This is a genomic window from Stutzerimonas stutzeri (genome assembly GCF_024448935.1).
Lineage (GTDB): Bacteria > Pseudomonadota > Gammaproteobacteria > Pseudomonadales > Pseudomonadaceae > Stutzerimonas > Stutzerimonas stutzeri_AO.
In genome coordinates this window covers 1-22,024 of sequence record NZ_JAMOIE010000001.1, presented here as the reverse complement: position 1 = coordinate 22,024, position 22,024 = coordinate 1, and the positions used below count along the sequence as shown (strand labels likewise).

18 protein-coding genes and 2 pseudogenes are annotated in these 22,024 nt (G+C 61.8%); 5 read left to right on the top strand and 15 right to left on the bottom strand.

The window, feature by feature from the left end; genetic code table 11:
- Positions 1–103: 103 nt before the first annotated feature.
- Entirely contained in the window at positions 104–2,656 is a 2,553-nt protein-coding gene (locus NA637_RS00100) for a TRAP transporter permease (protein ID WP_256070339.1), read from the bottom strand.
- A gap of 124 nt (positions 2,657–2,780) precedes the next feature.
- Positions 2,781–3,746, bottom strand: coding sequence for a TAXI family TRAP transporter solute-binding subunit (locus tag NA637_RS00095; protein WP_256070338.1), 966 nt, complete (start codon positions 3,744–3,746; stop codon positions 2,781–2,783).
- 124 nt (positions 3,747–3,870) lie between these two features.
- Here NA637_RS00095 and NA637_RS00090 point away from each other — a divergent pair.
- Positions 3,871–4,306: pseudogene (locus tag NA637_RS00090) on the top strand (AbrB family transcriptional regulator); the annotation flags it as partial.
- A gap of 40 nt (positions 4,307–4,346) precedes the next feature.
- On the opposite strand, the gene NA637_RS00085 reads toward NA637_RS00090, so the two are convergent.
- The 4 genes from NA637_RS00085 to NA637_RS00070 form a co-directional block, all read right to left on the bottom strand.
- Positions 4,347–5,576, bottom strand: coding sequence for a nucleoside recognition domain-containing protein (locus NA637_RS00085; protein WP_256070337.1), 1,230 nt, complete (start codon positions 5,574–5,576; stop codon positions 4,347–4,349).
- 474 nt (positions 5,577–6,050) lie between these two features.
- Complete coding sequence (locus NA637_RS00080; RefSeq protein WP_003282841.1) at positions 6,051–6,221, bottom strand: DUF1328 domain-containing protein; 171 nt, start codon at positions 6,219–6,221, stop codon at positions 6,051–6,053.
- A gap of 71 nt (positions 6,222–6,292) precedes the next feature.
- The gene (locus NA637_RS00075; protein ID WP_256070336.1) at positions 6,293–6,529 is read right to left on the bottom strand and encodes a hypothetical protein; all 237 of its coding nucleotides are present in this window, start codon (positions 6,527–6,529) and stop codon (positions 6,293–6,295) included.
- A gap of 181 nt (positions 6,530–6,710) precedes the next feature.
- On the bottom strand, positions 6,711–7,154 hold the full coding sequence (locus NA637_RS00070) for a ferritin-like domain-containing protein (protein ID WP_256070335.1): 444 nt from the start codon (positions 7,152–7,154) through the stop codon (positions 6,711–6,713).
- A 305-nt stretch (positions 7,155–7,459) separates the two neighbouring features.
- Between NA637_RS00070 and algB the strand changes: the two genes are divergently transcribed.
- The 3 genes and pseudogenes from algB to NA637_RS00055 all read left to right on the top strand — a co-directional run bounded on the left by algB (position 7,460) and on the right by NA637_RS00055 (position 11,033).
- Entirely contained in the window at positions 7,460–8,806 is a 1,347-nt protein-coding gene (gene algB, locus NA637_RS00065) for a sigma-54-dependent response regulator transcription factor AlgB (RefSeq protein ID WP_256070334.1), read from the top strand.
- Complete coding sequence (locus tag NA637_RS00060; RefSeq protein WP_256070333.1) at positions 8,803–10,590, top strand: KinB sensor domain-containing domain; 1,788 nt, start codon at positions 8,803–8,805, stop codon at positions 10,588–10,590. The genes algB and NA637_RS00060 overlap by 4 nt, the downstream gene beginning before the upstream one ends.
- Before the next feature lie 35 nt (positions 10,591–10,625).
- Positions 10,626–11,033 (top strand): annotated as a pseudogene (locus tag NA637_RS00055) (DUF1330 domain-containing protein).
- A 9-nt stretch (positions 11,034–11,042) separates the two neighbouring features.
- Here NA637_RS00055 and NA637_RS00050 read toward each other — a convergent pair.
- From NA637_RS00050 to NA637_RS00030, 5 genes are all read right to left on the bottom strand, one after another.
- Positions 11,043–11,819 carry an N-acetylmuramoyl-L-alanine amidase gene (locus NA637_RS00050; RefSeq protein WP_256070332.1) on the bottom strand — a complete coding sequence of 259 codons (777 nt, stop codon included), beginning with the start codon at positions 11,817–11,819 and terminating at the stop codon, positions 11,043–11,045.
- Positions 11,820–11,968: 149 nt separating this feature from the next.
- On the bottom strand, positions 11,969–12,328 hold the full coding sequence (locus tag NA637_RS00045; protein ID WP_256070447.1) for a GGDEF domain-containing protein: 360 nt from the start codon (positions 12,326–12,328) through the stop codon (positions 11,969–11,971).
- Positions 12,297–13,166 carry an endonuclease/exonuclease/phosphatase family protein gene (locus tag NA637_RS00040; RefSeq protein ID WP_256070331.1) on the bottom strand — a complete coding sequence of 290 codons (870 nt, stop codon included), beginning with the start codon at positions 13,164–13,166 and terminating at the stop codon, positions 12,297–12,299. The genes NA637_RS00045 and NA637_RS00040 overlap by 32 nt, the downstream gene beginning before the upstream one ends.
- Before the next feature lie 6 nt (positions 13,167–13,172).
- On the bottom strand, positions 13,173–13,802 hold the full coding sequence (locus NA637_RS00035) for a thiol:disulfide interchange protein DsbA/DsbL (protein ID WP_256070330.1): 630 nt from the start codon (positions 13,800–13,802) through the stop codon (positions 13,173–13,175).
- 181 nt (positions 13,803–13,983) lie between these two features.
- On the bottom strand, positions 13,984–14,616 hold the full coding sequence (locus tag NA637_RS00030; RefSeq protein WP_256070329.1) for a c-type cytochrome: 633 nt from the start codon (positions 14,614–14,616) through the stop codon (positions 13,984–13,986).
- Positions 14,617–14,883: 267 nt separating this feature from the next.
- Here NA637_RS00030 and yihA point away from each other — a divergent pair, with 267 nt between their 5' ends.
- Positions 14,884–15,522: a ribosome biogenesis GTP-binding protein YihA/YsxC gene (yihA, locus tag NA637_RS00025; RefSeq protein WP_256070328.1), complete on the top strand. Its 639-nt coding sequence runs from the start codon at positions 14,884–14,886 to the stop codon at positions 15,520–15,522.
- Positions 15,523–15,685: 163 nt separating this feature from the next.
- Here the strand turns inward: yihA and gcvP are convergent, their stop codons facing one another.
- From gcvP to NA637_RS00005, 4 genes are all read right to left on the bottom strand, one after another.
- Positions 15,686–18,562, bottom strand: a complete 2,877-nt coding sequence (gene gcvP, locus NA637_RS00020; RefSeq protein ID WP_256070327.1) for an aminomethyl-transferring glycine dehydrogenase — start codon at positions 18,560–18,562, stop codon at positions 15,686–15,688.
- 106 nt (positions 18,563–18,668) lie between these two features.
- Positions 18,669–19,058, bottom strand: coding sequence for a glycine cleavage system protein GcvH (gene gcvH, locus NA637_RS00015; protein WP_256070326.1), 390 nt, complete (start codon positions 19,056–19,058; stop codon positions 18,669–18,671).
- Positions 19,059–19,138: 80 nt separating this feature from the next.
- Positions 19,139–20,221 carry a glycine cleavage system aminomethyltransferase GcvT gene (gcvT, locus tag NA637_RS00010; RefSeq protein WP_256070325.1) on the bottom strand — a complete coding sequence of 361 codons (1,083 nt, stop codon included), beginning with the start codon at positions 20,219–20,221 and terminating at the stop codon, positions 19,139–19,141.
- A 142-nt stretch (positions 20,222–20,363) separates the two neighbouring features.
- Entirely contained in the window at positions 20,364–21,980 is a 1,617-nt protein-coding gene (locus NA637_RS00005) for an ABC transporter permease (RefSeq protein WP_256070324.1), read from the bottom strand.
- Between the last annotated feature and the right edge of the window lie 44 nt (positions 21,981–22,024).

Below are 22,024 nucleotides of genomic sequence, written 5' to 3'. Positions count from 1 at the left end.
GGCATGGCCCGCTCCTACGAGAGCCGATTCGTGCGACCCGCCCCTCCAGGGCACAGAAAGAACCCCGGCGATGCGCAAGCACGGCCGGGGTTGGAGGACGCGATCAGCGTTGCGTGCGCCGTCGCTGCATCCAGACGACCAGGCCGAACAACAGCAAGGCCGGCACCCACATCCACTCTTTAGCCCAGCGATCGGTCGGCGCACGTACGGCCAGGATTTCCTGATCGAATGCCAGTCCAAGCTCGGCGGCTGGACTGCCGAAGGTCACACTGTCGACCAGCACCTTGCCGCCTTCTTCGTAGGTCATCAGGCCAAGCTTCTCCAGCTTTTCTTCGCCGGTTTCACCGTCCGGGATCGCTACCAGAAGACTGAACTCGCGCAGGTCGCCAACGGCATCTTCACCGCGGATCCGCAAGCGCAGTTGGCTGTCCTCGTCGACCGACTCCAGCGCCTGCATCAATTGTGTCGGCGGAATGTCGCGATAGGGGTCGTGCACCATGTCCATCCAGAAGCCGGGACGGAACAGGGTGAAGGCAATCAACAACAGCAAAATGCTTTCGTGCCAACGACTACGCACCAGGAAGTAGCCCTGGGTGCCCGCTGCGAAAATCAGCATCGCCACCGTCGCGACGATGAAGATCACCACGCCGTGCCAGAAGTCCACATCAATCAGCAACAAGTCGGTGTTGAAGATGAACAGGAAGGGCAGCGCGGCGGTGCGCAGGCTGTAGTAGAAGGCCACGATGCCGGTCTTGATCGGATCGCCCTTGGACACCGCCGCGGCGGCGAACGAGGCCAGGCCAACGGGCGGCGTGACGTCGGCCATGATGCCGAAGTAGAAGACGAACAGGTGCACCGCGATCAGCGGCACGATCAGGCCGCTCTGCTGCCCCAACGCCACGACCACCGGCGCCAGCAGGCTCGACACCACGATATAGTTGGCCGTGGTCGGCAGCCCCATACCGAGAATCAGGCTGAGGAATGCCGTGAGCAGCAGCATGAGCATCAGGTTGCCCATGGACAGCAACTCGACCAGGTCGGCCAGCACCAGCCCGACACCGGTCTGCGACACCGCACCGACAATGATCCCGGCTGCCGCCGTGGCGATGCCGATGCCGATCATGTTGCGCGCGCCAGCGATCAGGCCTTCACGCAGGTCGACCATGCCATCCATGAAATTGCCGTGGTCGTGTGTACCGTCACGGCGCATCCAGCTGAGCAGCGGGCGCTGGCTCAGCAGGATGATGACCAGTATCACCGAGCCCCAGAAAGCCGACAGGCCGGGCGACAGTCGCTCGATCATCAGGCACCACACCAGCACCACCACCGGCAGCAGGAAATGCAGCCCGGACAGCAAGACCGGACGCGTCTGCGGCAGCTTCTCGAGCGGCGCGTCGGGGTCCTCAGGCGGCAGCGGCGGATTGCTTGCAGCGACTTTCAACAGCCCCAGATAGACCGCCGCCACCAGCGCGCCGATCACCCAGATGGCGGCGCCGCCGAGGGCTGGCTTCAGCCACCCAAGGCCGTAATACACGCCGAGCGATATACCGGAAATCAGCGCAACGCCAAAGGCAAAGCCGATCAGCCGCTGCATCCACGGCTTGGCCACGTTGGCCCGCGGCAACGCGGTGAGGCCGAGCTTGAGCGACTCGAGATGAACGATGTAGACCAGCGCGATGTAGGAAATCAACGCCGGCAGGAAGGCGTGCTTGATCACCTCGACGTAGGGAATGCCGACGTATTCGACCATCAGGAAGGCCGCGGCGCCCATGACCGGCGGCATGATCTGGCCGTTCACCGAAGAAGCCACTTCCACCGCGCCGGCCTTCTCGGCTGAGAACCCGGTGCGCTTCATCATCGGGATGGTGAAGGTCCCGGTGGTGACCACGTTGGCGATCGAGGAACCGGAAATCAGACCGGTCATGCCCGACGCCACCACCGCCGCCTTCGCCGGGCCGCCGCGGAAATGGCCGAGCATGCTGAAGGCCAACTGAATGAAATAGTGCCCCGCACCGGCGCGCTCGAGCAGCGCACCGAACAACACGAAGAGGAACACGAAACTGGTGGAAACGCCCAGGGCGATACCGAACACACCTTCGGTGGTGATCCACTGGTGGTTGGCCAGAGCCGTGAAACTGACGCCACGGTGCGCCAGCAGACCTGGCATGTACGGCCCCGCCAGACTGTAGCCGAGAAAAATCAGCGCGATGATTGCCAGGGCCGGGCCCAGCGCGCGACGGGTGGCCTCGAGCAGCAAGGGTATGCCGATGCAGGCGGTAACCAGATCCATGGTGGTGAGATTGCCGGGCCGCTGAGCCAGTTGCTCATAGGCGACGAAGAGGTACCCGGCGCTCGCCGCGGCGATCAGCCCCAGGGCGATATCGATCAGCGGCACGCGATCGCGCGGCGACCGTTTGAATGCGGGGTATGCGAGAAAAGCCAGGAGCAGGGCGAACGCCAGATGAATCGCCCGGGCTTCGGTGTTGTTGAACACGCCGATGCGCAACATGAAGGGCAGCGGCGAGGCGATCCACAGCTGGAACAGCGACCAGAGCAGCGCCAGCCCCGCGATCAGTTTCGCCATGCCGCCTTCGGGCATCCGCGCACCGACGTCCTTGGCGATCAGCTCTTCTGTGGAGAGTTCTTTGTCTTGCATGGAATGTGGCCTGTTATTTCAGGTAACGGAAACCGCGAAAACCCGTGGCACCAGGCGCACGGGTTTTCAGGCAAAAGCCGCGGACGGCAGACTTGCCGCGATGATGCAGCAAGCCTATTGGCCGTTACATCCAGCCACGTTCCTTGTAGTAGCGCTCGGCACCTTCATGCAGCGGTGCGGACAGGCCGACCTTGATCATGTCTTCCGGCTTGAGATCCTTGAATGCCGGGTGCAGACGCTGGAAGCGTTCGATGTTCTCGAACACCGACTTGACCAGCTTGTAAACCACATCGGCATCGACCTTGGAGGTGGTCGAGAGAACCGCCTTGCCACCGATCGACTGGGTAGCGCTGTCGTTGCCCTTGTACATGCCACCCGGGATCTCAGCCTTGGTGTAGTAGCTCTTCTCGGACAGCAGCTTGTCGATTTCCGGGCCAGTGATAGGCACCAGAACGGCATCGACGGTGGTGGTGGCTTCCTGGATCGCGCCGTTGGGATGACCGACGAAATAGGTCATGGCATCGATGTTGTTGTCGCCCAGCGCGCTGGCCTGTTCGGCCGGCTTCAGTTCCGCGGCGAGCGAGTACACCGACTTGTTCCAGCCCTTCTCCTTCATGATCTCTTCGAGGGTGTCGCGCTGGCCGGAGCCGGGGTTGCCGATATTGACGCGCTTGCCCTTGAGGTCATCCAGGCCCTTGATGTTGGCGTCACGGCGCGCAAGCACGGTGAAGACTTCACTCTGCAGGGAGAACACCGCACGGATGTCATCCATCGCGCCTTCGTTCTGGAACGGCTCCAGACCTTCCATCGCCTTGTACTGATGATCCGACTGCATGATGCCGAAATTGAATTCGCCACTGCGCAGACCGTTGACGTTGGCTACACCGCCGCCACTGGCAGGCGCGTTGCACTTGAGGTCTTCGGCGTTACGGTTGACGAAGCGGCAGATCGACTGGCCGGCGACGTAGTAGACGCCCGTCTGACCACCGGTACCGATGGTCACGAATTTGTCTTGCGCCTGAGCCACACCGCTCAGACCAGTCCCCGCCAATGCGGCGGAAAATATCCATGCCAAGGATTTGCCTTTCATGGATTCACTCCTTAATGGTTGTTTTCGAATGCCTCGCGCTGCCTCGTGAGCGCTGGCGAGAAGGTGGGAGTTTAGCAGGCCATCGCTTTACGCGAGACGCCCTCTCAGACACGCGTGAAAAAGAATCGCGGTGCGCTGCAGTGGCTGACTGTTCGTCGATATGCCGCGTGGCCGGCAGACCGGCCAGTGGCTGGTGGCGAGCGCCATCGGCCTGCACTTCACCGGCGAGGTGATGCGGCAGGTGGTCGAGCACTTCGGGGTGATTCTTGCCTGGCGCGCTGGTGAGCTGGGGCTGGCTGGCGGTGCTGCTACCCGGCGGTGCGCTGCTGGCGATGCTTGCCGCGGCAGGCCTGGCCGAAGGGCTCGGCTGGCTGGCGACGCTGGACCAGACCTCGTTGATGCTGGGCATGATGCCTGGCGGCATCACCGAGCCGTGTCTGACCGCCGAAGCACTGCAGCTGTTGGTCGCTCTAGTGACTGCACTGCAGGTGTTGCGATTGTTTCTGGTGATGTTTCTGGCCGAACCTGTGTTTCGCCTTTGGCAACGGACGGCGGACTAGCTTGCGACGATGCGGACGAATCATCCGCATCGTCGCCCCATTACCCGAAAAACCAGTAGCACACCATAATCGCCGCCACAATCCCGGCCGCATCCGCCGCCAGTGCGCAGCCCACCGCATGCCGTGCCCGCTGGATACCCACGGCACCGAAATACACCGCCAATACATAGAAGGTCGTCTCGGTACTGCCCTGCACCGTCGCTGCGACCAGTGCCGGAAAGCTGTCGACACCCTGACTTTGCATGGTCTCGATCAGCATCGCGCGGGCAGCGCTGCCGGAGAAGGGCTTGACCAGCGCAGTCGGCAGCGCATCAACGAAACGGGTGTCCCAACCCAGGGCTTCGACTGTCCAGCGGATGCCATCCAGCCCGAAATCCAATGCACCGGAAGCCCGCAGAACGCCAATCGCACAGAGCATGGCGATCAGATAGGGCAGCAAGCTCTTGGCGACGTCGAAGCCTTCCTGGGCACCTTCGACGAAGCTTTCATAGACCGGCACTTTACGCAGGGCACCGATGATCAGAAATGAGATGATCAGGCCAAACAGGGTGAGGTTGCCGAGCAGCGACGACAAGGATGACAGCGCGGTAGCTGAAAGCCCCGCCAGCAGCGCCATGAAGCTACCCAGCAGCAGCGCGCCGGGCAACAAGTAAGCCAGCACCACCGGATCCCAGATGCGCAATCGCTGGACCAAGGACACTGCCAACAGGCCCGCCAGAGACGATGCAGTAGTTGCCAGCAGGATCGGCAGAAACACCAGGGTGGGGTCTTCTGCGCCCTGCTGCACGCGATACATGAATATCGACACTGGCAGCAGCGTTAGGGACGACGTGTTGAGCACCAGAAACAGGATCTGCGCATTGCTGGCCACCGTCTTGCTGGGATTAAGCTCCTGCAGTGCACGCATGGCACGCAGGCCGATGGGCGTGGCGGCGTTATCCAGCCCCAGGCCATTGGCGGCGAAGTTCAGGGTGATCAGCCCCAGCGCCGGGTGGCCGGCTGGCACCTCGGGCATCAATCGGCGGAACAACGGCCCTAGCACCTGCGCGAGCTGTTCGATCAGGCCAGCCTTTTCGGCGATACGCAAAAAACCGAGCCAGAGTGTCAGCGTACCGAACAGCACGATCATGATTTCCACGGCCAGCTTGGCCATGGCGAACAGGCTCTCGACCAGCGCGGCAAACACAGCCGGATCGTCGCCGAGCAACCAGCGCGCCAGCGCGGCAATTGCAGCAATCAGAAAAAAGCCCAGCCAGAGGCCGTTGAGCATAGGGTTCTCCAACGAGTGGCTGCGCGCGATGATAGCGGTGCGGCTGGAAAACGGCCATGAACCAAACAGGGCGAAGCTATGGAAGGTGCAGCGAAATCTGACTGGGGCGCTGCACTGGATCGTGCAGCAGCCGCTATTGCCAGCGGCCGGTACGCCAATGAGAGGGTGAGCGAGATTCCCGCCAGGGGCGCGCTGCAGTGGAGAAATCGCAAACCGAAGGTGGCCTCCCACCTTCGGTTGCCGTGCGCCGAGCCCGGTCCATGACGGAGGTACTCCCTGTACCCCTAGGTCGCTCCGTTAAAGAGCGTCCCGACCCCTTGGCTCCCCCGCTGTAAGGGCTGATGGGTAATCACCCAGATGGATGATTGACCTCAGTACCAGCACTTCGCTTTTTTTGCGAAAGCCTTGGAAAAGGCATCCAGCCGCTGTTGCTTCCCTACTATCTGCAGCCGCCCTGACGAGCGGCGTTCCGCATCAGACCCGTGGGCCGCGGCCTCGTCCGAAAATCAGCGAAGCAACAAACAACACCAGGAATACTACGAACAGGATCTTGGCGATACCTGTTGCAGTGCCCGCGATACCACCGAAGCCCAGTACTGCAGCGATGATGGCAATGATCAGAAACGTAATAGCCCAGCTCAGCATGGTGTAACTCCTCTTCGGTTCAGGACATCTTCAGCGGACCGACCAGCAAGGATCGGGTCGCCTATCTCCAACTAGAAAACCCAACGTTGTTCCGACCGCTCCTGCAAGTAATCAATCGTCTGCGGGGCAGGTCCGGCTTGCACTATCCCTACAGGTTGAGCGTCGTACATGTGAATTCGTTCCACTGACTCATGCTGTGTCTGGCTGAGCGGTTGCCACATTGGCTGTTCGGCTCCGATGAACAACGTGACCGCAGCGGCGGTAAGAAAACCTTTTCCAACCAGTAGGAAACGTGCTTGACGATTCATCCTCAACTCCTTCTAAGCATGCGGGGCATGTCTGTCTTAGCGGTTATGTTGCAGGGCGCGTGCCATCCGTTAGATTTCCTATTATCGCTATAAATTCAACAACTTAGATGCACAAAACATCGCTTCGCCAATTTATATTGCACGATACCCATGCGCAGCGTCGGGCGATCTGCACGACGGACTAATCCTTGCGGTTCCTGTCGCCGTGATTGAGGGCATGAATGCGCTCGTGACAGGCCCGGATTTTCGGCAACTCAATGGCTAGCAATGCCTTCACATCAGGGTCAGCTGTTTTCAGCGCATCCTCGAAGGCTGCCAGGATGCGCTCTTCGGTCTGGTCAAGCTGGTCGATGTAGACCGCGTCGCCGTCGCCGAGCCTCGCCTTGGTGTCGGCGTACATCTCGCGCAGCTTGCCCGCCGTAGTGCCGCCTTGTGCAGGTTGCTGCTGATTGGCCGCAACCTTCACCGAGAGCGCCTGGATGATGTGCGTCTTGGCCTGAGCCATATCGCGGAACAGATGCTGCAATTCGATCTCTTTTACTTCGTCAATCGCGTGCTGATAGAAATGCTGACCGTCACGGGTGATCTCGATGAGCTCGTTGAGTTGGGTCATGTTCTGTTTCATGGGGCCTCCAAATACAGATCCGATGCGCCTCGACTGCTGTCGACCACGCGCGTTGCCGGTAACCCGTCGCAAGCCCCATGCCAGCGCCAAAAAAGCGCTCTATGGCCTTATAATCAACAGCCTGCATCGCCGTTGCGTTTGGAGTGCGATTGCAGACTGCAGGAAAGGGCCCGTGTATACCGTGCAACTTGCAGGACTTTGCGTAGACTAACGCAGGCGCTGAACCACCTGGCGCCAACGCAGCACACAGATTCCACCCAAACGACTCGCCAAACATTCACCGCTTTTGCCTGATTGGAGCATTCATGGACCAAACGACCGACACCGGCGGCCGCATCCTACTGGTGGACGACGAGGCAGCGATCCTGCGCACGTTCCGCTACTGCCTCGAGGACCGCGGTTATACGGTGGTCACGGCGGCCAGCGCTGCACAGGCCGAAGCGATCCTGCAGCGACAGGTGTTCGATCTGTGCTTTCTGGACCTGCGCCTCGGTGAAGACAACGGTCTCGATGTTCTGCAGCAGATGCGCGTACTCGCGCCATGGATGCGGGTCGTAATCGTCACCGCTCATTCGGCCGTGGACACCGCTGTAGACGCGATGCAAGCAGGCGCTGCGGATTACTTGGTCAAGCCGTGCAGCCCCGAGCAGCTGCGCCTGTCGGCCGCCAAGCAGTTGGAAGTCCGTCAGATGGCAGCGCGCCTGGAGGCCCTGGAAGGCGAGGTGCAAAAACGCAGCGATGCGCTGGGCTCGTACAGCCCGGCGATGATGAGCGTGCTGGAGACCGCCCGCCAGGTGGCCGATACCGACGCGAACATCCTCATCCTCGGTGAGTCAGGCACGGGCAAGGGCGAATTGGCGCGTGCGATTCACAACTGGAGCCGGCGCTCTAAAAAAGCCTTCATCACCATCAACTGTCCGTCCCTGTCGGCAGACCTGATGGAAAGCGAGCTATTCGGACACAATCGGGGCGCTTTCACCGGCGCTACCGAAAGTACCCTGGGACGCGTCAACCAAGCCGACGGCGGCACGCTGTTTCTCGACGAAATCGGCGACTTTCCCCTCGCTTTGCAGCCGAAACTCCTGCGTTTCATCCAGGACAAGGAATACGAGCGCGTCGGTGACCCGGTCACCCGGCGGGCCGACGTGCGCATTCTTGCCGCCACCAATCTGAATCTCGAGGAAATGGTACGCGAAGGGCGTTTTCGGGAAGACCTGCTCTACCGTCTGAATGTCATCACCCTGAATCTTCCGCCCATGCGCGAGCGGCCGGAAGACGTGCTGACCCTCGCCGAACGCTTCCTGGCGTTCTTCGTGAAAAGCTATGGCCGACCGGCGCGCGGCTTCAGCGACAACGCGGTTGCCGCACTGAAGGCCTATCGCTGGCCAGGCAACGTCCGTGAATTGCGCAACGTGGTCGAGCGCGCCAGCATCATCTGCCCGCAGGACATGATCGAAGTCAGCCATCTTGGCCTGGCCGATCAGGCCGTCAGCAACGCTCCACGGATCGGTGAACCGCTGAGTTTGGAAGCGCTGGAAAAAGCCCATATCTCGGGTGTATTGAGCACCAGCGACACACTTGAGCAAGCCGCCCGGATTCTAGGCATCGACGCCTCGACGCTTTATCGGAAACGCAAGCAATACGGCCTATGAAAATCCAGATGAAGCTGAGGACCCGGCTGTTCCTGGGTTTCTCGGCGTTGATGACGGTGGCCTTGCTTGGGCTACTGCTGGCGCTGGTCAGCGTCGTGCAAATGGCGAAGAGCCAGGAAAATCTCATTCGCGATAACTTCAGTGTCATCGAGGTCAGCCAGCAGCTGCGCCAGGCGCTGGGAAACCAGCTACTGCTGCTGGTCCGCGAAGAGCGCGACGCTGAAGCCCTGAAGGAATCTCGCGAAGTCTTTCTGGGCGCTCTGGCGCGCGGCATGGCGGACGCCAACGACAAGCACGACCGCAACGCTTATGAAGCCATCAGCGACGCTTATACTCGCTTTGCCGTGCAGCTGGAAACACCCTCCAACCTGAACGCGACACTGCTCGAGGATAACCCCCTCAGCCGATCCTTCAACCGCGTTCGCGAGTTGATGGTCGACATGCAACAGGCCGCCTACAACCAGATTCGCGACACCGAGATTCGCAGCCGCGAACGGGCCCAGTTGCTCGCCGGGCTGCTCGGGTTGACCGGCATTGCGGTACTGTTGATCGGCTTCGTCACCGCGCACAGTTTCGCCCGGCGCTTCGGTGACCCGATCGAACAGCTGTCACGCGTTGCCGACCAGATCGGCCGCGGCGACTTCAATATCAATCTGCCCAGCTCGCCCATCGCTGAGCTGTCGTCGCTGATTCGTCGCTTCGGCCTGATGGCGCAGGCGCTGCACCAGTTCAAGCAGACCAATGTCGAGGCGCTGGTCAACGGTCAGCAACGCCTGCAGGCCCTGCTCGACAGCATCGATGACGGCCTGTTGATCATCGACCGCCAGGGCCGTCTGGAACATGCCAACCCGGTTGCGCAGCGCCAACTGGCCTGGGAAACAGAGCATCTGGGCTCAACGCTTGGTCAAGCCCTCGGCTATCCGGAGCTGGACGAGGCCGCTCAGCAAGTGCTGGCCGACACGCCGCTATCCGGGCCGCCGGAAGACCTGGTGATCGAGGCCGACGGCGAGCGCCGGCTGTTGTCATGGCGCATGAGCCCGGTGAACCATCACGACGGCCGCATCAGCGGCGCGGTGATGGTGCTCCACGACGTGACCGACCAGCGAACCTTCGAACGGGTGCGCAACGAGTTCGTGTTGCGTGTCTCGCATGAGCTGCGCACCCCGGTGACCGGCATGCAGATGGCCTTCAGCCTGCTGCGCGAACGAACGCACTATCCGGACAATAGCCGCGAAGCCGACCTGTTCACCACCGTGCATGAAGAGATGCAGCGCCTGGTCACGCTGATCAACGATCTGCTGAACTTCTCGCGCTACCAGAGCGGTCAGCAAAAGCTCGAACGCGTGCCGTGCGACCCGGCCGAACTTCTCCAGCAAGCACAACAGCGTTTTGCGCCCGCCGCCGCGCACAACGATATCGAGATCAAGCTGGAACTGCAGGCACCACTGCCCACCCTGCTGGTGGACCGGCAGCAGATGGAGCGGGTGCTGGACAATCTGCTCAGCAATGCGCTGCGACACACGCCGGACGGCGGTGAGATCCGCCTGCTGGCGCGGCATCACGGCGAACGGGTCATTCTCAGTGTCGAAGACAATGGCGAGGGCATCCCCTATAGCCAGCAGGCGCGCATCTTCGAGCCGTTCGTGCAGATCGGTCGACGCCGCGGCGGCGCCGGACTGGGCCTTGCCTTATGCAAGGAAATCGCTCAGCTGCATGGTGGTCGTATCGGCGTGCACTCGCGCATCGGCCACGGCACCATCTTCTATATCGCCCTGCCCATCTGAGCCTGGCACGGCGGGAAGAATAAAAAGGAGCCACCATGCCCAGCCTCAACCCCAGCCAAGAGCAGCTGAAGCGCTTCGCCGAGCAGATGCCCCGCCAACCAACCGATCCTCATGCTCAACTTGCTGCGCTTTAACGATCAAGCCGCCTATACCCTGGCGAGAGCGGTCACCCGCCTGGTTCCGGCAGGGAAGCCTATGCAGGCTACAGCCGCACCGCCATCAAGAAGGTGCGCTCAGCCGCTGGCGAGGTGGCGATCATGGCCAACGCCCGCGTCGCGCTGATTGCGCCGGACCAGGAGCATTGGGATGAGGTGCTGCTGCGCCACCCCTCGCCTGAAGCCTTTCTGGCAATGCTGGCGGACCCGGGATACCGCGCCGCCACGATCCGGCGTACCGCGGCACTTGCCGACTCGAGGCTGACCGGCTGCCACCCGCGCAGTTGAGCCGAAGCCTCAGCCTGCTGCGTTGAGCACTGCGAGCAGCGCTGCGGTTTCAGCGTCCGGTTCGCCATCGAAGCGTGCCGGACGGTATTTCATCTGGAACGCCGCAATGACGTTTCGGGTTTCCAGATCGAGATAGCCGTGCTCGGGCACCTTGTATCCCTGCTCCGCCAACTGCGCTTGGAACCAGGCCACGTCCGGTATCGCTGTCGCAAACAGGCTGCGCTGGCGCGCTACGGCTTGGGCGTCCGGCCAGGGCACCAGACCGGCGTCCGCCAGTCGCTTCCAGGGAAACAGCGGGCCCGGATCGACCTTGCGCTGCGGGGCAATGTCACTGTGCCCGATGATCGCGCCCGGCTTCAGACCGTGGCGCTGCATGATGTCCTTGAGCAGCACGATCAGCGCGTCGATCTGCTCATCGGAATAGGGATACCAGAGCCGCCCCCGTTCGTCTTCGATATAGCCACGATTGACCAGCTCGATGCCGATGGAGCTGGCGTTGAGCCAGGTCCGGCCGTTCCATTGGCTTTCGCCAGCGTGCCAGGCACGACGATCTTCATCGACCAGACGGTAGATGGTCGCGGGCGCTTCGCCGATCAGGTAGTGGCTGCTGACGCCGTCGCCCTTGAGAATGTCGAGCGAACGCTGCAGGTCACTCGAGGTGTAATGCAGAACGATAAACTGCGCCCGGCTGTCCTGCCCCAGCGATGTATGACGGGTATCGATACGCGGACCGCTGGCGCAGCCGGCGAGCAACAGGCCAAACACGGCGAGGATCAGACTTTTCATGCGGGGCCTCTGGTCGACAGCGTGATGACGCAGACTCGGGGTATTCGATCGGACCGAGCAGCGGCCCGCAGAGAAACGCCGAGAGAGTCGGCGCCAGAGCATATAAAGCAATTGTACCGGGGTGACCCTTGGGCTCCCAGGGCGGTCGGTCAGTCCGCTTCGATACGGTTGCGACCGGAATCCTTCGCCCGGTACAGGGGCTCGGTCGGCGCGCTCGGACACCGGCTCGGCTCGGCTCGATCGGCTGCAGCGAAGCTTGCAAGCCCCCCTGAGAGGGTCATCTGGACGCGAGCGCCCTTGAAGTGGAAAGGACAGCTCTCGAGACCTGTACGCAGGTTATCGAGCAGCTTAAGCCCCGCCGCAGCGGGCGTCTCGGGCAGCAACAGCGCGAACTCCTGGTCACCGAACCGGGCTGTAAAATCGGCTTGCGCAACCGGTGCAGGTATTTGTCTTTCCAGCGTTGCGCGTCGTCGCTCATCAAATCCTGTCCGTGGATACAGGCAATGCATCAGCATCATGCAGCGCGTCAGGCAGGCGGATCTCCACCGCGACCGGCAGGTGGTCCGAAGTTGCCTGGGCCAGTACGTCGACGCGTTCGAGCGTCAGGCTTGGGCTCAGCAGAATATGGTCCAGGCAGCGTTGCGGACGCCAGCTGGGGAACGTCGCCTGGATCTGCGGTGCTTGCAGGCCAAGATCACGCAGGGGTGAGTGCTCCAGCAGATCGCTGGCATGGGTATTCATGTCGCCCATCAGAATCTGATGGCGGTAGCCACCTATCAGGTCGCGGATATACGCCAGTTGGCGCGTGCGTGCGCCACCGCCAAGCGCCAGATGCATCACCACCACGACAAGGGCGTTCTCACCCTGGCCAAAGCGGAGCAGAATCGCGCCACGGCCGGATGGTCCTGGCAACGGATGGTCTTCCAGCCCCTGCGGTTCCAGGCGACTCAGCACGCCGTTGCTGTGCTGAGCGAAGCGTCCCAGGTTGCGGTTGAGCTGCTGGTACCAGTACGGAAAAGCGCCGAGCTGCGCAAGATGCTCGACCTGATTGACATAGCCCGATCGCATACTGCCACCGTCCGCTTCTTGCAGCGCCACCAGATCGTAGTTGGCCAGCAAGTCGCCGATTCGCTGTAAGTTCCGCGCGCGCCCGGTGTGTGGCAACAAGTGCTGCCAGCTACGGGTGAGGTAATGGTGATAGCGCTCGGTGCTGATCCCGACCTGAATGTTGAAGCTCAGCAGGCGCAACCGGCCGTCACAGGGCAGACCGCTGGAATCCAGGCAAAGCGGATTGACCTGCGCCTGGCCGGGGCCGGCCAGGCGTGGTGAGCTCCAGCGACGAAGCACCCGTGCTTACCGGGCCGCGCGTTCTTTTTCGATGAGGAAGTCAGCAACATCCAGTGCCCGCTCGGGGCCACCGGCGGAGCCGATATCGAAACGGTACTTGCCGTTGACGATCATCACCGGAACACCTGTGATCTGATAAGCCATCGCCAGCTTCTTCGCCTGCTCGGCACGGCTCTTCACGCCAAAGGAGTTATAAGCCTTGAGGAAAGCTTGCTTGTCGACACCCTGCCCCTCGAGGAGCGCCGCCATCTTTTCCGGCGTGTCGAGCTTGTTACCGTCTCGATGATAAGCATTGAACACGGCGTCATGGACTTTCTGCTCGACGCCCATGGACTCCAGCGCGAGGAACATCTGACCGTGGGTGTTCCAGACGCCGCCGAACATCGCCGGGATGCGCTTGAAATCGACATCGTCAGGCAGTTGCTTGATCCATGGATTGATCACCGGCTCGAACTGGTAACAATGCGGGCAGCCATACCAGAACAGTTCGACCACCTCGATCTTGGCCGGCTCGGCAACCGGTACCGGATTCTTCAGCTCGACGTATTCCTTACCAGCCTGGAACTCTGCCGCACTGACTGAAAAGCCGAACAGACTGGCGGTAACGAGCAGGGCACTGAGGACGAGTTTACGCATGATGACTCCCTTGTAATGAACGGCTGACCGAATAGCGCCACAGGCTGCAGCAATTCAAGCTTGCTCGCCAGCGCTTTCCGCCGCTTTTCAATATCTTGACAATCATTATAGCGAGGCCGAAAACAAAAAAAGGCGTTCAGACTCATGCCCTGAACGCCTTTTTAGGCTGATCGGAAAACGATCAGTGCAGGCCTTGGATGTAGCTCGACAGGGCCTGGATGTCTTTGTTGCTCAGCTTCGAGGCGATGGTGCGCATGATGGCCGCGTCGCCATCGTTGGTGCGATCGCCTTCGCGGAAATCGGTGAGCTGCTTGGCCGTATAGGCCGCGTGCTGACCGCCCAGACGCGGAAACCGCGCCAGGCTGTTGCCGACGCCGTCCGGTGCGTGACAACCGGAGCAAGCCGGCATGCCCTGTTCCAGCTTGCCACCGCGGAAAAGCTGCTCACCCTGAGCGACCAGAGCCGGGTCGGCCGTGCCGATGGTCATCTTCTGGCTGGCGAAATAGGCGGCCATGTCCTGGAGATCCTGATCGCTGTAGGGATCGAGAATACCGGTCATTTCCAGCACCTTGCGACCGACGCCAGGCTCGGCTGTGGGGCTGCTGCCCGCCTTGATATCCTGCAGCTGCTTGAACAGATAGTTCGGGCCCTGGCCTGCGAGTTTCGGGAAGTTCGGTGCGGCACTGTTGCCGTCGGCACCGTGGCAAGCACCACAGACGGCGACCTTTTCTTTTCCTGCTTCTGCATTTCCAGCCGCGTGGGCGATACCGGTGATGCCAAGGGTCAACAGCAGACTCACGAGTACTTTGTTCATCAGCTCATCCAACTACGGCTAAGGGTTTAAAGAAATCAGTCCGACCGCTAGGGCCATGGCGACGCTCGTTATAAACAAGGCGACGTCCGAGCGGGCGCTTGAGCAACGCCTTGCTCGCTTCCGGTCGGTCGCCGAAAGCGGCCGGCAGAGCGGCCACTCGGCCTCGTTTTTAGACCAAAGCGCACACAAAATCTGCGGCATTATATACTGGCGCTCCTGAAACGGAAATGAACCATTGCCGCACCCCGCGCACTCACCGGAAAGCCCATGCTCCCAAAAAACCCGATTCTAGGCCTCTGCCAGCAAGCCACGTTCATGACCAGTGCCGCCAAGGTCGATCAATGCCCGGCTGACGAGGGCCTGGAAGTCGCTTTCGCCGGGCGCTCGAACGCGGGCAAGTCCAGTGCGCTGAACACGCTCACCCATGCCAGTCTCGCCCGCACGTCGAAGACGCCCGGGCGCACCCAGCTGCTGAACTTCTTCAGCCTCGATGAACACCATCGCCTGGTCGATCTTCCCGGCTACGGCTATGCAAAGGTGCCGATCCCGTTGAAGCAGCATTGGCAGCGTCATTTGGAAGCCTACCTGAGCAGCCGCGAGAGTCTCGCTGGGGTGTTCTTGATGATGGACATCCGCCACCCGCTGACCGAGTTCGACCGTATGATGCTCGACTGGTCCAGCGCCAGCGAGATGCCGCTACACATCTTGCTGACCAAGTCAGACAAGCTTGCCTTCGGCGCAGCCAAAAACGCGTTGCTGGCGATCCAGCGCGACATCCGCAAGGGGTGGGGAGATGGCGTCAGCGTCCAGCTGTTCTCAGCGCCGAAGCGGCAGGGCGTGGAAGAAGCCCAGCTGGTGCTGGCGCAACTGCTGGGGATGCTGGAAGGGGGGCAGGCGGGAGGCTGAAGGCTGGAAGCTGGAAGCTGGAAGGGCTTTGGCTCAAACCCTCCTGGCGGGCGCTTTTCGCTTTTCCGCAGCTTTTGCAACTCGATGCCGCCTTTCCACGCGGGAGCTGAAGCCGCTTTGGCTTCAGGCCTGCAGCTTCAAGCGCTTTTATCGTCTTTTCGCTTCAACCCCTGTATTCCTCGACCGGCACGCAGGCACAGAACAGGTTGCGGTCCCCAAAAACATTGTCGACCCTATTCACCGCGGGCCAGTACTTGTGCGCCTGAGTGTGGGCGCTCGGCGTCACGCCTTCGGCAATGCTGTAGGGACGATCCCACAGGTTGGTCACGTCGGCCAGCGTATGCGGCGCGCGTACCAGCGGGTTGTCCTCGGCAGGCCACCCACCGTTTTCCACCTTGGCGATCTCAGCACGAATGCTCAGCATCGCTTCGACGAAACGATCCAGCTCGGCTTTAGACTCGCTCTCGGTCGGCTCGATCATCAGCGTGCCCGGCACCGGGAAAGACATGGTCGGCGCGTGGAAGCCGTAGTCGATCAGGCGCTTGGCGACGTCCTCCTCGGTGATGCCGGTCTGCGCCTTGAGCGGCCGCAGGTCAATGATGCATTCGTGTGCCACGCGACCGTTGCGGCCGCTGTAGAGAACCGGGAAGGCCTCGCCGAGACGCATCGCCAGGTAGTTGGCGCTGAGGATCGCGACCTCGGTGGCGTCGCGCAGCTGTGGCCCCATCATGGCGATGTACATCCAGCTGATCGGCAGGATGCTGGCGCTTCCCCAAGGCGCGGCGCTGACCGCGCCGTTCTGCGGATTCGGGCCCTGCAACTCGATCACCGGATGATTGGCAACGAAAGGCTGCAGATGCGCCTTGATACCGATCGGACCCATGCCTGGGCCGCCACCGCCATGCGGGATACAGAACGTTTTATGCAAGTTCATGTGCGAAACGTCTGCGCCGATATCGGCCGGCCGCGCCAGACCGACCTGGGCGTTGAGGTTGGCGCCGTCCATGTACACCTGGCCGCCCTGCGCATGAATCGCTTCGCAGATCTCCCGAACGCCTTCTTCGTAGACACCATGGGTCGACGGATAGGTGATCATCAGGCAGGACAGCTTGTCACCCGCCTCGGCCGCCTTGCGCTTGAGGTCCCCGAAATCGACGTTCCCCGCCTTGTCGCAGTCGACAATCACCACACGCATGCTGACCATTTGCGCCGACGCAGGGTTGGTGCCGTGGGCCGAAGATGGAATCAGGCAGATGTCACGCTGGCCCTCGCCGCGGCTCTCGTGATACTTGCGGATCGCGACCAGGCCGGCGTATTCGCCCTGGGCACCGGAATTGGGCTGCATCGAGATCGCGTCGAAGCCGGTGATCGCACAGAGCCAGGCTTCCAGCTCGTCGATCATCAGCTTGTAGCCCTGCGCCTGCTCCTGCGGTGCGAACGGATGCAGGTTGGCGAACTCCGGCCATGTAATCGGCACCATCTCGCTGGTGGCGTTCAGCTTCATGGTGCAGGAACCGAGCGGGATCATCGCCTGGTTCAATGCCAGGTCCTTGTTCTCCAGCTGCTTAAGGTAACGCAGCATCTCGGTTTCGCTGTGGTGGGTGTTGAACACCGGGTGAGTCAGATAAGCGCTGCTGCGCTGCAGTTGGTTCGGGATGCCGCTGAGGATTTCACCCGCGTCCAGCGTCGCGATGTTCAGTCCGTGATCGGCACCGAGGAACACCGCCAGCAGCTGCTCCACGGTCTGCTCGTTACAGGTCTCGTCGAGGCTGACACCCAGCTTGCCGCGACCGAGGATGCGCAGATTGATCCGCGCCGCGCGAGCACTTTCGAGGATCGCCGTCTGTGCGCCGCCCACCTCAAGCGTCAGCGTGTCGAAGAAATGCTGGTTGGTGCGCGTGATGCCCTTCATTTCCAGTGCGCTGGCCAGGATCGAGGTCAGTCGATGGGTGCGCTGAGCGATGCGCTTGAGCCCTTCCGGACCGTGGTAGACGGCATAACAGCTGGCGATGTTGGCCAGCAGCACCTGCGCGGTACAGATGTTGGAATTGGCCTTCTCGCGACGGATATGCTGTTCGCGCGTTTGCAATGCCATGCGCAGCGCCGTGTTGCCGCGGGCGTCCTTGGACACGCCGATGATGCGGCCGGGCATGGCGCGCTTGAAGGCGTCGCGGGTAGCGAAATAGGCGGCGTGGGGACCACCGTAGCCCATCGGTACGCCAAATCGCTGGGTTGAACCGAGCACCACATCCGCGCCCAGCTCGCCAGGCGGCGTCAGCAGCAGCAGGCTGAGCAGGTCCGCCGCGACGCAGGCCAGGGCTTGCTTGGCGTGGAGCGCCTCGATCGCCGGTCGCAGATCGCGAATCTCGCCATGAGTGTCGGGGTATTGAAGCAGCGCACCGAATACTTCCTGCCCGGCGATATCCTCAAGCGCACCGACCACCAGATCGAAACCAAAGGCGTCGGCACGGGTCTGCACCACCGAGAGCGTTTGCGGGTGGCAATTTTCATCAACGAAGAAGCAGTTGCTCTTGCTCTTGGCCGTTCGCCGCGCCAGGGTCATGGCTTCCGCTGCGGCTGTGGCTTCGTCGAGCAGCGAGGCATTGGCCAGATCGAGTCCGGTGAGGTCGATGGTCAGTTGCTGGAAATTCAGCAGCGCCTCCAGACGACCCTGGGCAATCTCAGGTTGATAAGGCGTGTAAGCGGTATACCAGCCCGGGTTTTCCAAGACGTTGCGCAGAATTACCGGCGGCGTGATGGTGCCGTGGTAGCCCATTCCGATCAGGCTGGTCCAGAGCTGGTTGTGTTCCGCGTAGCCTCGCAAGCGCGCCAGTGCTTCCTGTTCATCCAGCGCGGCCGGCAGCGCCAGATCGCCTTGCAGGCGAATCGCCGGCGGTACGGTCTGCTTGACCAGCTCTTCACGGCTGGACAAGCCGAGCGCATCGAGCATGGCCTGTTGCTCATCCGCATCAGGGCCGAGATGGCGACGCAAAAAGGCGTCAGGTTGCTGGAGCTGGGAAAGGCGCGGCACTTGAGACATCACTGCTTCTCTCGAAAAAGGCAAGCCCCGACATGCGGGCTGCTATGAAAATCGACTTCGCTCGGTTTGCACACGCCTGCATTGTGGGGCTTTAGGATTTGATCGCTTAGGCTTCGGCGTCGCAGGAGGCCTTGTAAGCCTCTGCATCGAGCAGCTTCTCCAGTTGCGAGGCATCGCTCGGCTGAATCCGGAAGAACCAGCTGTCATAGGGTTCGCTGTTGACGTTTTCCGGCGAATCGGTGAGTTGTTCGTTGATCGAGACCACCTCCCCGGAAATCGGCGCGTAAATGTCCGAAGCGGCCTTTACCGACTCCACCACACCCGCTTGCTGCCCCGCGGTCAGCCGCTGGCCGATCTCCGGCAGCTCCACATACACCACATCGCCCAACGCTTCCTGGGCATGGTCGGAGATACCGACGCTAACACTACCATCGGCTTCGAGACGGGCCCACTCGTGGCTCGCGGCGTAACGCAGATCGCTGGGGATGTCGCTCATTCGTAGGTCCTCAAAAAAGCTGTCGGTTGCGGGCACGAAGCAGGCTCTGCGGCCCGTTGCAAAATTGCACTTGGTCGAATTTACACCAGTACTTTGCCGTGACGCACGAAAGTCGGACGCACCACGCGCACGGGATACCACTTGCCGCGGATTTCCACTTCGGCACGATCAGCCGTCCCGGCCGGAACACGCGCGAGCGCAATGGCCTTGCCAAGCGTAGGCGAAAAACTACCGCTGGTAATTTCGCCTTCGCCAATACCATTGACCCGCACGGTCTGATGGGCACGCAGCACGCCGCGCTCTTCGAGTACCAGGCCCACGAGTTTCGGCAGATCGCGTTGTTCTTTCTGCGCCTGCAGTGCCGCGCGCCCGATGAAGTCGCGCTGGGTTGGCTCCCAGGCCACGGTCCAGCCCATGTTGGCCTGCAGCGGTGAGACGTCTTCGGTCATGTCCTGGCCGTAGAGGTTCAGACCGGCCTCCAGACGCAGCGTGTCACGCGCGCCCAACCCGATCGGTGAAATACCGGCGCCGACCAGCTCGGTGAGCAAATCGGGAGCCTGCTCGGCCGGCAGGATGATTTCCAGGCCGTCCTCGCCGGTATAGCCGGTGCGGCCGATGAACCAGTCGCCAGCGGCCCGGCCATGAAACGGTTTCAATTCCTGAATCAGCGCGGCCCGAGGCTGGCTGACCAGCTCAGCCGTCCTGGCTCGCGCCTGCGGCCCCTGGATGGCCAGCATCGCCAGCTCGGGCCGCTCGGTCACTTCGACGGCAAAACCCTCGGCCTGCGCCTGCATCCAGGCCAGATCCTTATCGCGCGTGCTGGCATTGACGACCAGGCGATAGCCCCAGTCCGTGAGATAGACGATCAAGTCGTCGATCACGCCGCCGCGCTCATTGAGCATCGCCGAGTACAGCGCTTTCCCCACCTGCCCGAGGCGACTCACGTCATTGGCGAGCAAGCGCTGAAGGTAGGCCTTGGCGTCGGGGCCCGTGACATCGACGACGGTCATGTGGGAGACGTCGAACACCCCACAATCACGTCGCACCTGATGATGCTCCTCTACCTGGGAGCCGTAATGCAGCGGCATGTCCCAGCCGCCGAAATCAACCATCTTGGCGCCGAGTGCGAGGTGCTGATCGTAGAGGGGAGTACGCTGACCCATGGGTTTCTCCTTCCGGGCAGGTCGCCGAAGCGGCGTGGGTGAAGCTCATTAGAGTCGAGCAGACAAGCCCGACGATTTTTGAATGGCGCGCATTGTAGCCCCAAGGTCGTGACAGGTCACTGCGAGGCGATGGAGCGAATGCTCAACCCGCTCGTCGGGCCGAACGCCGAATCAGCAGGATGACCGGCAACAGCCCGACCAGCACCAGCGTCAGCGCAGGCAGCGCGGCACGCGCCCACTCGCCTTCGCTGGTCATCTCGAAGATCCTCACCGACAGCGTGTCCCACCCGAACGGCCGCATCAGCAGCGTCGCCGGCATCTCCTTCAGCACGTCGACGAATACCAGCAATGCCGCACTCAGCGTACCGGGCAACAGCAACGGCAGGTAGACCCGGAAAAACAGCGCCGGCCCGCCTACACCAAGGCTGCGCGAGGCTTGCGGCAGAGAGGGTCGAATCCGCGCCAGTGCGCTTTCCAGCGGCCCGAACGCCACCGCCATGAACCGAATCAGGTAAGCCAGGAGCAAAGCGCCGAGGCTTCCCAGCAGGATCGGCTTGCCAGCGGCGCCGAGCCAGCCGGACAGCGGCACAACCAGTTCGCGGTCGAGGTAGCTGAACGCAAGCATGATCGACACGGCGAGCACCGACCCCGGCAGCGCGTAACCGAGATTCGCCAGCCCAACTGCCATCTTTATCGGACGCAGCGGTGCCTGGCGTCGGGCGAAAGCCAGCAACAGCGCCACAGTCACTGTGATCAGCGCCGCCAGGCCGCCCAGATAAAGGGTATGCAGGATCAAGCCGGTGTAACGCTCATCGAGATCGAAGCGCCCACGCTGCCAGAGCCAGACCAGCAACTGCAGCACGGGTATGACGAAGGCACAGAGAAACACCAGGCCACACCAACTACTGGCGGCCAGGGCCTTGACGCCACCAAGCCGGTAAAGCACCGCCGAGCGCGCCCGATCGTGCGCGGGCCGGGCTGCCCCGCGCGCGCGGCGCTCGCCATAGAGCACCAGCATCACCGCCAACAACAACAAGCTGGCCAGCTGAGTGGCGCTGGTGAGACTGAAGAACCCATACCAGGTCTTGTATATCGCGGTGGTAAAGGTGTCGAAATTGAAAACCGCCACGGCGCCGAAATCGGCGAGTGTTTCCATCAATGCCAAAGCCAACCCGGCACCGATTGCCGGTCGCGCCATTGGTAACGCGACGGTCCAGAATGCTTTCCAGGGCGACTTGCCCAGAACCCGCGCAGCTTCCATCAGCTCTTTGCCTTGAGCAATGAAGGCTGAGCGAGCAAGCAGATAGACGTAAGGATAGAACACCAGCACCAGCACGGTGATGACACCGCCGGTGGACCGGACCCGAGGAAAGCGCACCCCACTGCCGAACCACTCCCGAGCCAGTGTCTGCACCGGCCCGGCGAAATCGAGCAGCCCGATGAACACGAACGCCAGCACATAGGCGGGAATGGCAAAAGGCAGCATCAGTGCCCAATCCAGCCAGCGCCGCCCCGGGAACTCACACAACGAAGTCAACCAGGCCAGGCTGACCCCGAGCAGGGTCACACCCACCGAAACACCTAGAACCAGCGTTAACGTATTGCCCAGCAAACGCGGCAGTTGGGTCTGCCAGAGATGTGACCAGATGCTGGTGTCGATATCGCTCCAACTGAACAGCAGGACGCTCAGCGGCAGCAATACCAGCGCGGCAACTGCGAAAGTGATGGGATACCAGCGGCGCTCGACGGGGTGGGACACGCAAGCCTCGGAAGCAATAATGACAACGGCACTGCAAGCTGCAA